We start from the raw sequence: 14,223 nt of genomic DNA, 5'->3' as shown, positions 1-14,223 counted from the left end.
CACCTTCGGTGAGCCGGCTCACGGACCGGGCGGCTCACCGCTGCCCGACCCGCCACAGCCAGACGTCCTCGACCCGTTCCGGCTCGCCGAAGAGCAGGGTCAACGTCCGGCGTACCGCCTCCTCGTCGACCGGCCACTTGGCGCCGTGCACCTCGTCGGGGAGCACCACCGTCTCGATCCGCCAGTGCTCCAGGTCGGCGCGTACCTCCTCGCGGGTGCCCTCGGTGACGATCGGCGGCAGGCCGCTGCGCGCGGCCTGGTCGAGCAGCGCGCCGAACGGACGCGGCACCGGCCCGATCCGGCCGCGGCCGTCAGGCCCGCCGGGGCCGAGGAAGAAGCCGGACGGGATGGCGAACTCGCCCTGCCGGTTCGCCAGCGCGTACGCCTGCCAGCGCTGGCCGTCCGGATAGACGTCGAGGGCCAGCGGCGCCGGGGTCAGCACCCCGCCCGGGGAGACGTAGTCGCGCCATGCGCCGGAGGTGATGAAGCGCGGGATCGGCTCCCGTTCGATGGTGAGCAGCGGCGTCGGGAACAGCGGCACCAGCGCCACCGCGAAGGCGGCCGTCCAGGCCAGCGCCGCCGCCCGCCCCGGCCGGTGGTCGCGGAGCCGGTCCACCGCGAACGCCAGCAGCAGCCCGATCACCGGCGTCACCACCAGCGCGAGTCGCGCGGGCAGCGCCGCGTTCACCACCGGTAGGTGCCCGAGCAGGTCGAACGGCATGGGCAGGTCGGTGCGGTGCCCGTTGACCTTCGCCACCGGCCCGAAGGAGAGGGCGGTGAAGACCACCGCGAGTACGCCCAGCCCCCACAGCGTGGCCCGGCGTCGCGGTGTGGCCGACCGCCACAGCAGGACGAAGCAGGCGACGGAGAGCAGCAGCAGGGGCAGCCCGAAGAAGGAGTTCTCCTCGGTCGGGTTCGGCGCCAGCGAGGTGCCCAGTCCGGCCTCGCCGGCCAGCGAACGACGCGGGTAGGCGGCGTACGCGGCGATGTCCTCAGAGTGGATCACCGAGTCGAAGCCGGTGCCGTGGAAGCGCTGCGGACCGGCGAAGTGCAGCCAGAGCGGGTACGCCAACAGCACTCCGGCGACCACGGCGGTCATCGCGAGGCCGCGCAGGAACGACGGCAGGACGGATCGGGCCTCGACCCGGTTGGCCGGATGCAGCGCCCAGACGGCGACGAACAGGCCGAGCGCCAGCGCGGTGAAGAACAGCCCCTCGGCGGCGATGGAGAAGGAGATCGCGACGAGGACGCCGAGGATCGCCCCGTCCCGCAGCGGGTGCGCCGACCGGCGCAGCACGAACAGCCGCCACACCAGCAGCGGCACCAGCCAGCCGGCGGTCCAGTTCAGGTGGGCGTTGGCGTGCGAGACCATGCCGGGGGAGAAGCCGATGAACAGTCCGCCGACGGCGGCGGCGAGTCGACTGCCGACGAGGTGCCTTGAGAGCAGCCAGTACCAGGCGACGGCGGTGGCGGCCAGGTTCAGCGTGAGGATCACCAGGAAGGTGGCCGGCGGCCCGATCAGGTACGTCAGCGGGGCGAAGACCACCGCGTACACGGTGATCGAGGTGTTGACCGCGAGGTTGACGCCGTCCGGGACGTTGATCAGGTACGTGAAGAACGGGTTCTCCCCGTGGCTGACCGTGTGGCCGCCGAAGGCGAGCAGCCACTCGAACAGCGCCTGGTCGCTGGAGTTGACCGTGATCGCGCGACCGTTCGGGTCCCGCCACAGCCCGCTGGTCACCCAGACGGCGAGCGCCAGCGCGATCAACGCGACCAGCAGGTCGGCACGGCGGTCACGGGTGACGCGCGGCGGCGAGGTGGTCAGGGACGCCGAGGACGGGGAGCTGGGCACCTAGCGGACGTTACCAACCGCACCGGACACCTCAGGTCAGACCCGTAGTTTGTAAGGAAGGGTCCCCTGCTAACGCCTGGTGTAGGTAAAGGGGCCCTTCCTTGCATCGGGTCAGTCGTGCAGGGCGGCGTGCAGGGCGGTGGGCAGGTCCGGGTGACGGAAGGTGAAGGCGGCCCGGTTGAGTACGCCCGGCAGGACCCGCGTACTGGTCAACGCCTCCTGGGCGAAACCGCCGAGAACCGCCTTGAGGGCCAGCGCCGGGATCGGGATGATCGCCGGACGGCGCAACTGGCGGGCCAGCTCCCGGGTGAACTCGGCGTTGGTGACCGGTGCCGGGCCGACCGCGTTCACCGGGCCGCTCAGGTCGGCGCGGGCCAGCAGGAACGTGACCGCGCGCAGCCAGTCGGTCATCGAGATCCACGGGATCCACTGGCGTCCGCTGCCGAGTCGACCGGCGATGCCCAGCTTGAACGGCAGCAGTTGTGGTTTGAGCAGCCCACCGTCGCGGTGCAGCGGAAGTCCGGTGCGCAGCCGCACCACCCGTACCCCGGCGTCCTCGGCCGGCCGGGTGGCCGCCTCCCAGACCCGGGCCACGTCGGCCAGGAAGCCCTCACCGGCCGGCGCGTCCTCCTCGACCACGCGGTCTCCGGTGTTGCCGTACCAGCCGATCGCCGAGGCGTTCAGCAGCACCTCGGGCCGGTCGGACTCGGGCAGGCCGGCGATGGTGATGGCCAGGGTGCTGGTGGTGTCCACCCGGCTGGAGCGGATGAGCTGCTTGTACTGGTCGGTCCAGCGGCGGTCGCCCACCCCGGCGCCGGCCAGGTTGACCACCGCGTCCGCCTCCGCGACCAGCGCCGGGTCGAGCTGCGCCGCCGACGGGTTCCACTGCCGCTCGTCCGGGCGGCGCGGTGGTCGCCGGACCAGCCGGGTGACCTGGTGCCCGTCGGCCACGAGCAGGTCGACCAGTCGGGTGCCGAGGAAGCCGGACGCGCCGGCCATCAGGATCCGCATACAGACATCTTCGGGTACGCGCAGCCGTCCGGCTGGGTCGAGTCGGTCACGCCGATGTCTCGGCTGACCCGACGCGGACATGTCACGGGTGTGGGTCGGGTGGGTTCTCGTGCCAGCGGGCGCGGTAGGCGGCCTCGGCCGCCTCGTGGGCGGTGCGCTCCTCGAAGACCGCCGCGCGCAACGCGTGCCGCCCCTCGGACATCACCACCACCTCGATGACGATCATGCCGACCAGGATCACGGCGAGCACGCCGAGCGCGAGCAGTCCGGGCAGCGGCATGGTGATCGGGATGGCGAGCGCGAGCAGGACCACGGTGCCCAGCCGCAGCCAGGACAGGGTGCGCAGGGTGCGCCATTGGAACAGCATGTTCCCGGCCAGATAGCAGAGCACCCCGGAGAAGAGCAGCGGTACGTCCGGCCCGTGCGCCGGCTGGCTGATCGGGACACCGGGCTCGGCGATGTCGTGCACGATGCTCTCGGCGCCGAGCGCGAACAGCAGGATGCCGGAGATCATCGGCAGATAGAGGTAGGCGTACGCGTCCCGGGCCATCAGCACCCGGGGGCGGCCCTGGCTGGCGTGCAGCGCGATCCGTGCGGCGGGACCGATCACGTCGTAGTGGATCCACCACATGGCGGCGCTGAAGACGATCCCGAGTACGGCGGCGGTCACCCCCGGCAGGGTGGGCGGTTGGCCGAGCAGGTTGCTGCCCAGGCCGATGGAGATCACCGACTCACCGAGCGCGATGATCAGGATCAGGTCGTACCGTTCGGTCCAGTGCTCGGCCGAGGTGACCCCCCAGCCCCAGGTGCGGGCCAGCAGCCCGGTGCCGTACTGGAGCAGCACGACGCTGATCCAGAGGCCGTCCCGGAGCAGGGCCGCCCTGCCGTCGTTGGACAGGTGGCCGGGGAGCAGGGCGGCGACGAGCAGCAGGGCGGTGCTCAGGGTCAGTTCGGGGGCGTACCGGAGCAGTTGACGGCGTTCCACCGGGTCGTCCCGGACGGCGCGCAGGAACAGCGCCAGGTGCACGGCCCGGATGACCACGTAGCTGACCGCCACCACGACCGGCCCGGCCTCGGTGCCGCCGGAGTCCATGAACGCCTGGGGCAGCGCGAGCGCGAAGCAGAACAGCGCGGCCATCCCGACGATCATCAGGACGGGTACGAAGCCCTCGCCGATGCGTACCCGGGTGGCCACCACCGTGTGCACCACCCAGCACCACCAGAGCACGGCGAGGACGAGCAGGGCGTGCAGCAGTTGCCGGTCGGTGATGTTGGCGGCGGTGGCCCGGGCGATGTTGAAGAAGGAGAAGACGAACACCAGGTCGAAGAAGACCTCGAACTTGTCGACCCGGGCACCCGGTGCGATCTCGACCGCCGGTCCCAGCCGGTGCCGTCGGCCCCTCTCGTCCACGGCCTGAGTTTCGCAGCGGCGCAGGTCACCCGGGGCGCGTTTCGGATCAGCCCGCCGGGCGGTGGCGCAACCCGTCCATCAGCAGATCCAGCAGTCGTCGTGCCTGGTCACGCTGGTCCCGACCACCTGAGGCGAGACTGACGCCGCTGAGGCCGACCAGGACGTCGGCGGGGTCGACGTCGGCGCGTACGGTGCCGGCCGCCGCCCCCGCCTCCAGCAGCAGGCCGATCGCGCCGAGGAGGCGGTCGCGGCTCTGGGCGTACGGGTTGGCGCCGGCGGCGATCACCAGCCGGAGCGCGTCGGCCATCTCCCGTTTGGTGGTGAGGTAGTCGATGAACCGGTCCATCCACTCCCGGATCGCCTCGACCGGGGGCAGGCGGTCGTGCAGTTCGGTCGCCGCGTCGCAGAGTTTCGCCAGCTCGTTGCGGTAGGCCGCCTCGACGAGCGACTCGCGGGTGGGGAAGTGCCGATAGAGGGTGCCGATGCCGACCCCGGCGTCCTTGGCGATCGAGTCGAGGGTTACCTCCGGGCCTGCCTGGGAAAACGCCCGGACGGCCGCGTCCAGCAGCCGCTCGCGGTTGCGCTGGGCGTCGGCGCGGAGCGGTCGGGGACCGGTCTGCGGCACGTCTCCTCCTGAACTGGGCCTGGACCCGGGTGGCAAGCGGAGGATCCTCCGGTTAGTGTGGTGGTAACGGAGGAGCCTCCGCTTCTCATCGTAGCGACGGTTCACGTCCGCCGCGCCTCTGTCGACAAGGATGGATCATGACCATCGGCACGCCTGTCAGCACCCCGTTCACCGCGGAGTCCACCGCGCTGGAGGTCGTCGCGGGCATCGACCTCACCGGCCGTCGGACCGTCGTCACCGGCGGCGGATCGGGCATCGGGGTCGAGACCGCCCGCGCGCTCGCCGCCGCCGGAGCCGACGTCACCCTGGCCGTCCGCCAACCGGACCAGGGCCACCGCGCGGCCGAGGAGATCACCCGTACCACCGGCAACGACCGGATCACGGTGGCCGCCCTCGACCTGGTCGACCCGGCCTCGGTCGCCGCCTTCGTGGCGAACTGGGACGGCCCCCTGCACATCCTGGTCAACAACGCCGGCATGATGGCCTCGCCCGAGATGCGGACGCCGCAGGGCTGGGAGATGCAGTTCGCCACCAACCACCTCGGCCACTTCGCGCTGGCCACCGGGCTGCGCCCGGCCCTGGCCGCGGCCGGTGGCGCCCGCGTCGTCTCGGTCAGCTCGGCGGCACACCTGCGCTCACCCGTCGACTTCGACGACATCCACTTCGCGCGGCGCGAGTACGAGCCGTGGACCGCGTACGGACAGTCCAAGACCGCGAACGTCCTCTTCGCCGTGGCGGCGAGCCGCCGCTGGGCCGACGACGGCATCCTGGTCAACGCGCTGCATCCCGGAGGGATCCGCACCAACCTCCAGCGGTACGTGGACGAGGCGGAGCTGGCGCGGATGCGGACCGCCAGCGGCCCGTCCGCCCCCTGGAAGACGCCCGAGCAGGGGGCCGCCACGTCCGTGCTGGTGGCCACCTCACCGCTGCTCGACGGGGTCGGCGGGCGCTACTTCGAGGACTGCCAGCAGGCCGGACCACACGAGCCCGGCACCCGCACCGGCGTCGCCGCGTACGCCGTCGACCCGGAGGCCGCCCAGCGGCTCTGGCAGGTCAGCGAGCAGACCCTGGCCGGTTGAGCCCGCAGGCGTTGCAGGTCGGGGTGCCGGCAGGTGCCGGTGGCGACCCGGTCGGCCGCACCGACGAACGAGGGCGCCCCGGTCAGGTGACCGGGGCGCCCTGTCGTGCTGCTGGCGGCGGTTACAGGCCCAGCTCGGCCTCGAAGTTGCCGGCCTCCAGGCGCTCCTTGACCGCGACCAGGAAGCGGGCCGCGTCGGCACCGTCGATCAGTCGGTGGTCGTAGGAGAGGGCCAGATAGATCATCGACCGGACCGCGACGACCTCGCCCAGCTCCGCGTCGTTGACCACGACCGGACGCTTGACGACGGCACCCGTGCCGAGCATCGCCGACTGCGGCGACGGCACGATCGGGGTGTCGAACAGCGCGCCCCGGCTACCGGTGTTGGTCAGCGTGAACGTCGCACCGGCGATCTCGTCCGGGCTGATCTTGTTGGTCCGGGTGCGCTCGGCCAGGTCGGCCACCCGCTTGGCGATGCCGCCCAGGTTGAGGTCACCGGCGTTGTGGATGACCGGCACCAGCAGGCCGCGCTCGGTGTCCACGGCGATGCCGAGGTTCTCGGCGTCCGGGTACGTGATCGTCCCGCCGTCGAGGTCCATCCGGGCGTTGACGATCGGGTACGTCTGGAGCGCCTCGATCGCGGCGAGGGCGAAGAACGGCAGGAACGACAGCTTGACGCCGTGCCGGGCCAGGAACGAGTCCTTGGCCTGCGCCCGCAGCTTGGCGATCTTGGTGACGTCCACCTCGATCACGGTGGTGAGCTGCGCCATCTCGTGCAGCGACTGCTGCATCCGCTTGGCGATCGCCGAACGGATCCGGGGCAGCTTCTCGGTGGTGCCACGCTTGGCACTCGGCTGCGGCTTGGCGGCCGGCTTGGCCGCAGGCGCGGCGGCGGCCGGCTGGGCCGCGGCGGGCGCGGCCTGGGCGGCCTTGGCCTTCTCGGCCGCGTCCAGCACGTCCTGCTTGCGGATCCGACCACCGACACCGGTGCCGTTGATCGCGGCGAGGTCGACGCCGTGCTCACCGGCCAGCTTGCGGACCAGCGGCGTCACGTACCCGGCCGCCTGCTCGCCGCCGTTGGACGGTGCCGCCGCGCGCTGCGGGGCGGGGGCGGCCGGCTGGGCGGCCCGCTCGACCTTGGCCGGCTCCTTGGCCTGCTCGGCCTCTGGCGCGGGCTCGTTGTACGAGGCACCCGGCGTCGGCTCGGTGACCTCCTGCTTCGGCTCGGGCTTGGCCTCGGCCTTCGGCTCCGCCTTGGGCTCGGGCTTCGGCTCCGGCTCGGCCTGGGCCGGGGGGGCACCGGCCGCACCGACCACGGCCAGCGTGGCGCCGACCTCGGCGGTCTCGTCCTCGGCGACCTTGATCTCCAGCACGGTGCCGGCGACCGGGGAGGGGATCTCGGTGTCGACCTTGTCGGTGGAGACCTCCAGCAGCGGCTCGTCCACCTCGACGGTCTCGCCGACCTGCTTGAGCCAGCGGGTGACCGTACCCTCGGTGACGCTCTCGCCGAGGGCCGGCATCTGCACCGGGGTTCCCTCGCCCGACGGCGCGGCGGCCTGGGCCGGCTGCTCGGCCGGCTCCTCGACGGCCGACTGCTCCGCCTCGGCCTGCGGCTCCTCGGCCGCCTCGGCGGCCTGCTCGGCGGGGGCCTCGTCCTGCTGCGGGGCGGACCCGCCGCCGGCCGACTCGCCCTCACCGGAGATGACCGCCAGCTCGCTGCCGACCTCGGCCGTCTCGTCCTCGCCCACCACGATCCGGGTCAGCACGCCGGCCGCGGGCGACGGGATCTCGGTGTCGACCTTGTCGGTGGAAACCTCGAGCAGGGGCTCGTCGACCTCGACGGTCTCACCCTCCTGCTTGAGCCAGCGCGTGACGGTGCCCTCGGTGACGCTCTCGCCGAGCCGGGGCATGGTGACCGATACCGGCATGTTCTCCAGACTCCTTCATTTCCCTGGTGGGGGGATCATCGCCCGTCGCCGGACGCCGCGGGTTGTCGTGGTCAGGCGTGCGCGTGCAGCGGCTTGCCGGCGAGGGCCAGGTGCGCCTCGCCCAGGGCTTCGTTCTGCGTCGGGTGGGCGTGCACGAGCTGCGCCACCTCGCCCGGGTACGCCTCCCAGTTGTAGATCAGCTGCGCCTCGCCGACCAGCTCGCCGACCCGGGCGCCGACCATGTGCACGCCGACCACCGGGCCGTCGTCGACCCGGACGAGCTTCACGAAGCCGGCCGTCTTGAGGATCTGGCTCTTGCCGTTGCCGCCGAGGTTGTAGTTGTAGGTCTTGACCTTGTCGGCGCCGTACTGCTCCTTGGCCTTGGCCTCGGTGAGGCCGACCGAGGCCAGCTCCGGCTCGGAGTAGGTGACCCGGGGGATGCCCGCCTCGTCGATCACGGCCGGGTTCTGGCCGGCGATCTCCTCGGCGACGAAGATGCCCTGCTGGAAGCCACGGTGGGCGAGCTGGAGGCCGGGCACGATGTCGCCGACCGCGTACACGTTCGGCACGCTGGTGCGCAGCCGCTCGTCGGTCAGCACGTACCCACGGTCGGTCTTGACGCCCTGCTCCTCGTAGCCGAGGTCGGCGGTGTTCGGGCCCCGGCCGACGGCGACCAGCAGCAGCTCGGCCTCGACCGTGTCGCCCCCGGCGATGGTGACCTTGACGCCGTTGTCGGTCTTCTCGACCTTCTCGAACGGCTTGCCGACCTTGAAGTTGATCTTCCGCTTGCGGAAGGCCCGCTCCAGCGCCTTCGACGACTCCTCGTCCTCGGCGGCGACCAGGCGGGGCAGCGCCTCGATGATGGTCACGTCCACCCCGAAGGACTTCCACACGCTGGCGAACTCGACGCCGATCACGCCGCCGCCGAGCACGATCGCCGAGCTCGGGACCCGGTCCAGGGTCAGCGCGTGGTCGCTGGTGATGACCCGCTCGCCGTCGACCTCCAGGCCGGGCAGGCTCTTGGCGTACGAGCCGGAGGCGAGCACCACGTTGCGGCCGGTGTACCGCTTGCCGTCCACCTCGACCGCGTTCGGGGCGACCAGCTTGCCGGCCCCCGCCACGAAGGTGATGTTCTTGGAGCCGCCGACCAGGCCCTGCAGACCCTTGTAGAGGCGCGAGATCACGCCGTCCTTGTACGCGTTCACCCCGGCCATGTCGATGCCGACCAACTCGGCCTTGATGCCGAACTGCTCCGACTCGCGGGTCTGGTCGGCGATCTCGGCGGCGTGCAGCAGCGCCTTGGTCGGGATGCAGCCGTTGTGCAGGCAGGTGCCGCCCAGCTTGCCCTTCTCGACCAGCGCGACGTTCAGGCCCAACTGGGCGGCGCGCAGGGCGGTCGCGTAGCCGCCACTGCCACCTCCGAGGATGACGATGTCGAAGGTTGCGTCGTTCGGCTCGCTCACGTCCAACTCCCAGGTCGCGTCGCTGCATCGGGGGTCACGGCGGGGTAACAGGGGCACACCCCACCTCGGCCATCTTGTCACCACCGTGCGGAAGCCGCGTACCGAGGTGCCCAACGACACGTTGTCGCCACGTACCCTTGGCACTGCCTTCGACGACGGACGCGTGGGGAGACGGCTCGGTGGGACTGTTCCGGCGACGCAAGCAGGCACGCGCGGTTGACTCCGACCGTACGGCCAATCGCGCCGATCTGGAGCACTTGGAGAACTTTGTCCGGACCCGTAAGGGTGTCGAGGCGTTCATCGAGCCCCGCACCACCGTGACCGAGACCACCGTCATCCTGATCGCCGACGACGGCGAGTGGACCCGGCGTCGCATCGACGGGCCGGACGGGGCACGCCGCTTCGCGTACCGGGTCGGCATCCCGGTCTACGACATCGCTTTGATGGGCTACCCGCAGCGGATGCGCGACTACAACGAACGCCGCAAGCGCCGCCCCGAGCAGTACTGAGCCGACCCCGTCCGCCGCGCGCGGCATCTCGGGCTCCGTGCGGCTCCGGCTGGATGTAAGGAAGGGTCCCCTGCTATACGCCAGGCGTTAGCAGGGGACCCTTCCTTACCCGAAGCCCTGCCCGATCAGCCGTTCGCGGTCACGTCGTCGATCAGGTGCAGCAGGGTACGCACCGGGACGCCGGTGCCGCCCTTGGTCCAGTAGCCGGTCGCCTCGCCCGAGTGGTACGACGGACCGGCGATGTCGATGTGCGCCCAGGCGACGTCGTCGGTGACGAACTCGCGCAGGAACACACCGCCCTGAAGCATGTGACCGGCCCGGTCCATGCCGGCGTTGACCTGCGAGATGTCGGCGACGTCCGAGTCCATGCCCTTGCGCACGTCGTCCGGCAGCGGCATCGGCCAGGCCGGCTCGCCGACCGCGTCACCGGCGTCGCGGACCCGCTCGCACAGCTCGGCGGTGCCCATCAGGCCGGAGATCCGCTTGCCCAGCGCGACCACCTGCCCGCCGGTGAGGGTGGAGGTCTCGAAGAGGTAGTCGCAGCCGTCGGCGCAGGCGCGGGCCATCGCGTCACCGAGGATCATCCGGCCCTCGGCGTCGGTGTTGAGCACCTCGACCCGCTTGCCGTTGAACATGGTGATCACGTCACCCGGCCGGTACGACGTCCCGGACGGCATGTTCTCCGCCATCGGCACGTACGCGGTCACCGTCACCGCCGGCTTCAGCTCCGCGACGGCCAGCATGGTGGCGGCCACCGCCGCCGCCCCGGCCATGTCAGACTTCATCTCCCACATGCCCTGCGCGGGCTTGATCGAGATGCCGCCGGTGTCGAAGGTGATGCCCTTACCGACCAGCGCCACCCGCTTGCCGGTGCCGCCGCCCTCCGGGGTCCAGGTCAGCTTGACCAGGCGCGGCGGGGCCTCCGAGCCCTGACCGACCGCGATGATGCCGCCGTAGCCGCCCGCACGCAGGGCGACCTCGTCGAGCACCTCGACCTCCAGACCGGCCGCGCGGCCGGCCTCGGCGACCGCGTCGGCGAAGACCGGCGGGCGCAGCTCGTTCGGCGCCACGTTGACCCAGTCCCGGGTCTGCCGGACCGCGGCGGCCACCGTCCGGGCCCGGGTCACCTCGGCCTGTGCGCCGGAGTCGGCGGCGTCCGGCACCGCGACCAGCACCTCGGCCACCGGCTCGCGCCGGGTCGGCTGCGGGCGGGTCTTGTAGCCGGCGAAGCGGTAGCCGCCCAGCAGTGCCCCCTCGCCGACCGCGCGCAGCGCGGCGGGGCCGTCGGCGTCGTCCGGCAGCGGCAGGGCGAGCGCCACCCGGGAGGCGCCGGCCAGCGCCCGTACGGCGGCCCCCGCCGCCCGCCGCAGGGTCTCCGGGGCGGGCGCCGCACCGGTGGGCTCCGGGCCGAGGCCGACGGCGGCGACCAGCGGGGCGGTGACGGTGCCCAGGGTGGCCAGTTTGATCACCTCGCCCGGTCCGCCGGTCGCGCCGAGCAGTGCCAGCGTCTCGGTCAGCTTGCCGTCGAAGGCGGCGGCGATGCTCTCGGCGCCGCTGGCGAGCAGCAGTGTGCCGGCGAGGCCGCTGGTGGCGTCCTGCGCACCGGTCGTGCTGTGCACGCCGATCACGATCGCGTCGACGGCGAGTTCGGCGGGGTCGGTGTCGACCAGGCTCAGGGTGGTGCTGGGCGATGTCACGGAAGCTGCTCCCGGGCGGGCCGGGCCGGCCGCGTGTGGCGTACCGGCGGTTCGGTTGGTGCCGGCGGATGAGGTACCCGTCGGACGTCGGTGCTGCCCCGCCGGTTCCTCCGGTGGGTCCCGCCGATGCTAACCAGACCGGTCCGCCCCGGTAAGTTCCCACCCATGACCGACGTGACCACCGACGCCGCCGAGACCCGGCTGCGTCGTTCCCCGCTGGCCGAGCGACACTCCGCACTCGGTGCCAAGTTCGCCCCGTTCGGCGGCTGGGAGATGCCGCTGGAGTACGCCGGTGGCGGGGTGCTGCGGGAACACACCGCGGTGCGGACCGACGTCGGCGTGTTCGACGTGTCGCACCTGGGCAAGGTACGGGTGACCGGGCCGGGCGCGGCGGATTTCGTGAACTCCTGCCTCAGCAACGACCTGGGGCGGATCGGTCCCGGACGGGCGCAGTACACGCTCTGCTGCGACGAGGCCACCGGCGGCGTGGTGGACGACATCATCGCCTACCTGTACGCCGACGACCACGTGTTCCTGATCCCGAACGCCGCGAACACCGCCGAGGTGGTGCGCCGGCTGCGCGCCGCCGCGCCGGAGCAGGTCACGGTCACCGACGAGCACGAGGCGTACGCGGTGCTGGCGGTCCAGGGACCGCGTTCGGCGGCGCTGCTGGCCGGGCTGGGTCTGCCCACCGAGCACGGGTACATGAGCTTCTCGCCCGCCGCCCTCGACGGGGTGGCGCTGACCGTGTGCCGCACCGGCTACACCGGTGAGCTGGGCTTCGAGCTGGTGGTCCCGGCGGCCGACGCGGTCACCGTCTGGGACGCGCTGTTCGCCGCCGACCCGCCGCCGCGCGCCTGCGGGCTGGCCGCCCGGGACACCCTGCGCACCGAGATGGGGTACCCGCTGCACGGGCAGGACCTGTCGCTTGAGATCAGCCCGGTGCAGGCCCGCTCCGGCTGGGCGGTGGGCTGGGACAAGCCGGCCTTCTGGGGGCGGGACGCGCTGCTCGCGGAGAAGGCCGCCGGTCCGACGCGTACGCTGCGCGGACTGGAGGCGGTCGACCGGGCCATCCCGCGCCCCGGCATGGCGGTGTACGACGGGGACACCCGGGTCGGCACGGTCACCAGCGGCACGTTCAGCCCGACCCGCAAGCAGGGCATCGCCCTCGCGCTGGTGGACACCGCCCCGGCCCTGACCGACGGCACCGAACTCCAGGTGGACGTGCGCGGTCGTCGCCTGGCGGTCCGGCTGGCCCGGCCGCCCTTCGTCGACCCCTCCGTGACGTGACGGCCGGCCCTGCGTCACGTGCCGGTCGCCCCGGCGTGGCGTGACGGTCGCGCCCCGGGTGCGGTGACTCAGGAGCGGGGCGGCTCCCCGGCGTCCAGGACGGCCTGGGTCCAGCCGCCCTCGACGACGCCGGAGGTGTCCAGGACGGCCCAGTCGACGACGTCGGTGGTCTCGACCTCCACCGGCGAGCCGATGCGGACCGAGGGGTCGGTGTTGGCGTCACTGGCGCTGGCGCCGACGATCCGCTCTGGCGTGTCCCACCCGGTCACTCCGGCCCAGACGTACTCCGGGCCGTCGTCGCCCGGCAGCCCGTACTTGACCACGAGCTGGGTCTGCGGCGGGAGCTGGCCGGCGCGGAAGCGGGCCCGGATGTCGCCCAGCCCGGCGCGGGCGGTGGCCACCGCCCGACTCATCGCGTCGCCGGAGCGCGCGTACCGCACGTCGGGCTGGATACCGGCGAACAGGGTGCCGCAGGCGGCGGCGAAGTAGCGCCCGTCCGGGCCGGGGTGCCCGGCGGGTGGGCGCAGACTCAGGAACGAGTCGGCCTCCGGGTCGGTGGCCGGGTCCAGTTCCAGCCGCAACAGCACCGGCGCGGTCGCCCCGTGCTGCTCCGGATTGCCGTACGCGACGGCGATGTCGTGCCCGGTGACCGTGGCCAGCACCGGCAGCGGCACGAACGCCGGCACCTCCTCGCCGGCCAGCCCGTCGGTCCAGTCCCGCAGCAGCCGACGGGCGGCGCCGGTCATCACCGCGCCCCAGGCCCGGGTGAGGTGGTCCGGCACGCCCTGGGTCTGCAACTCCAGCAACCCGAAGCGGCGCAGCCCCTTGGTGGTGAACCAGAGCCCCTCGGCGTCCGAGGAGTACGGCACCAGCACCCAGTCGACCAGTCGGACCCGACCCTCGGCGTCGGGCAGCGAACGCAGCGCCGCCGCCGGGTCCAGGAACTGCAACCCGAACACGTCGACCACGTCGCCGCCGACCTCCTCGGCCACGGCGGCGGCCACCGCCCGGGCCGCCCACTCGTGGGCCGGCGGCCAGCCCGGCCGGTACTCGGCCTGCACCACCACCAGGTGACTCGCGGCGGCCAGCCGGTCGAGCTGCTCCTTGCTGGCCCCGAACGCGGTGAGCAGGTCCGGCGGCAACTCGGGGAACTCGCCGATCGGGCGGATGTCGACGCTCATCAGCGGGCTGTCCAGCATCTGCTCGGCCAGCCCGTGCACCGGCTCGGCCAGCCGACCGGCCAGGCCGCGGACCGCCGTGCGGGCGGTCACCGACGGCAGCCCCACCGTCGGCACCAGATAGGTCGCGGTGAGCGACTCCGGGACCGGTACGGGCAGGAAGTCGTCGGTGATGAGCATG

At 72.6% G+C, this 14,223-nt stretch carries 11 protein-coding genes; 3 read left to right on the top strand and 8 right to left on the bottom strand.

The window, feature by feature from the left end:
- Positions 1–34: 34 nt before the first annotated feature.
- From ACIBMZ_RS13125 to ACIBMZ_RS13110, 4 genes are all read right to left on the bottom strand, one after another.
- The gene (locus ACIBMZ_RS13125; protein ID WP_396693230.1) at positions 35–1,852 is read right to left on the bottom strand and encodes a DUF2079 domain-containing protein; all 1,818 of its coding nucleotides are present in this window, start codon (positions 1,850–1,852) and stop codon (positions 35–37) included.
- A 111-nt stretch (positions 1,853–1,963) separates the two neighbouring features.
- Positions 1,964–2,863: a TIGR01777 family oxidoreductase gene (locus ACIBMZ_RS13120; RefSeq protein WP_396693228.1), complete on the bottom strand. Its 900-nt coding sequence runs from the start codon at positions 2,861–2,863 to the stop codon at positions 1,964–1,966.
- An 82-nt stretch (positions 2,864–2,945) separates the two neighbouring features.
- On the bottom strand, positions 2,946–4,274 hold the full coding sequence (locus ACIBMZ_RS13115) for a low temperature requirement protein A (RefSeq protein ID WP_396693226.1): 1,329 nt from the start codon (positions 4,272–4,274) through the stop codon (positions 2,946–2,948).
- A gap of 46 nt (positions 4,275–4,320) precedes the next feature.
- Positions 4,321–4,899 (bottom strand): TetR/AcrR family transcriptional regulator, encoded by a 579-nt coding sequence (locus tag ACIBMZ_RS13110; RefSeq protein ID WP_396693224.1) that lies wholly within the window; start codon positions 4,897–4,899, stop codon positions 4,321–4,323.
- 137 nt (positions 4,900–5,036) lie between these two features.
- Here ACIBMZ_RS13110 and ACIBMZ_RS13105 point away from each other — a divergent pair, with 137 nt between their 5' ends.
- Positions 5,037–5,978: an SDR family NAD(P)-dependent oxidoreductase gene (locus ACIBMZ_RS13105; RefSeq protein ID WP_396693223.1), complete on the top strand. Its 942-nt coding sequence runs from the start codon at positions 5,037–5,039 to the stop codon at positions 5,976–5,978.
- 121 nt (positions 5,979–6,099) lie between these two features.
- Here ACIBMZ_RS13105 and sucB read toward each other — a convergent pair whose 3' ends face one another.
- The gene (gene sucB / locus ACIBMZ_RS13100; RefSeq protein WP_396693221.1) at positions 6,100–7,905 is read right to left on the bottom strand and encodes a 2-oxoglutarate dehydrogenase, E2 component, dihydrolipoamide succinyltransferase; all 1,806 of its coding nucleotides are present in this window, start codon (positions 7,903–7,905) and stop codon (positions 6,100–6,102) included.
- Positions 7,906–7,976: 71 nt separating this feature from the next.
- A complete protein-coding gene (gene lpdA, locus ACIBMZ_RS13095) occupies positions 7,977–9,368 on the bottom strand; it encodes a dihydrolipoyl dehydrogenase (protein ID WP_396693219.1) in 1,392 nt (463 codons plus the stop codon).
- Between the two features lie 179 nt (positions 9,369–9,547).
- Here lpdA and ACIBMZ_RS13090 point away from each other — a divergent pair, with 179 nt between their 5' ends.
- Complete coding sequence (locus ACIBMZ_RS13090) at positions 9,548–9,877, top strand: hypothetical protein (protein ID WP_396693217.1); 330 nt, start codon at positions 9,548–9,550, stop codon at positions 9,875–9,877.
- Positions 9,878–10,002: 125 nt separating this feature from the next.
- Here ACIBMZ_RS13090 and ACIBMZ_RS13085 read toward each other — a convergent pair whose 3' ends face one another.
- On the bottom strand, positions 10,003–11,574 hold the full coding sequence (locus ACIBMZ_RS13085) for a leucyl aminopeptidase (RefSeq protein WP_396693215.1): 1,572 nt from the start codon (positions 11,572–11,574) through the stop codon (positions 10,003–10,005).
- A 165-nt stretch (positions 11,575–11,739) separates the two neighbouring features.
- Between ACIBMZ_RS13085 and gcvT the strand changes: the two genes are divergently transcribed.
- Positions 11,740–12,864: a glycine cleavage system aminomethyltransferase GcvT gene (gene gcvT / locus ACIBMZ_RS13080; RefSeq protein ID WP_396693213.1), complete on the top strand. Its 1,125-nt coding sequence runs from the start codon at positions 11,740–11,742 to the stop codon at positions 12,862–12,864.
- Between the two features lie 68 nt (positions 12,865–12,932).
- On the opposite strand, the gene ACIBMZ_RS13075 is transcribed toward gcvT, so the two are convergent.
- On the bottom strand, positions 12,933–14,222 hold the full coding sequence (locus ACIBMZ_RS13075; protein WP_396693211.1) for a DUF2314 domain-containing protein: 1,290 nt from the start codon (positions 14,220–14,222) through the stop codon (positions 12,933–12,935).
- Position 14,223 lies beyond the last annotated feature (1 nt).

Origin of the sequence: Micromonospora sp. NPDC049900, assembly GCF_044461025.1 — a bacterium.
GTDB lineage: Bacteria > Actinomycetota > Actinomycetes > Mycobacteriales > Micromonosporaceae > Micromonospora.
The sequence above is the reverse complement of the archived record's forward strand: the minus strand, read 5'-3'. Positions and strand labels throughout refer to the sequence as shown.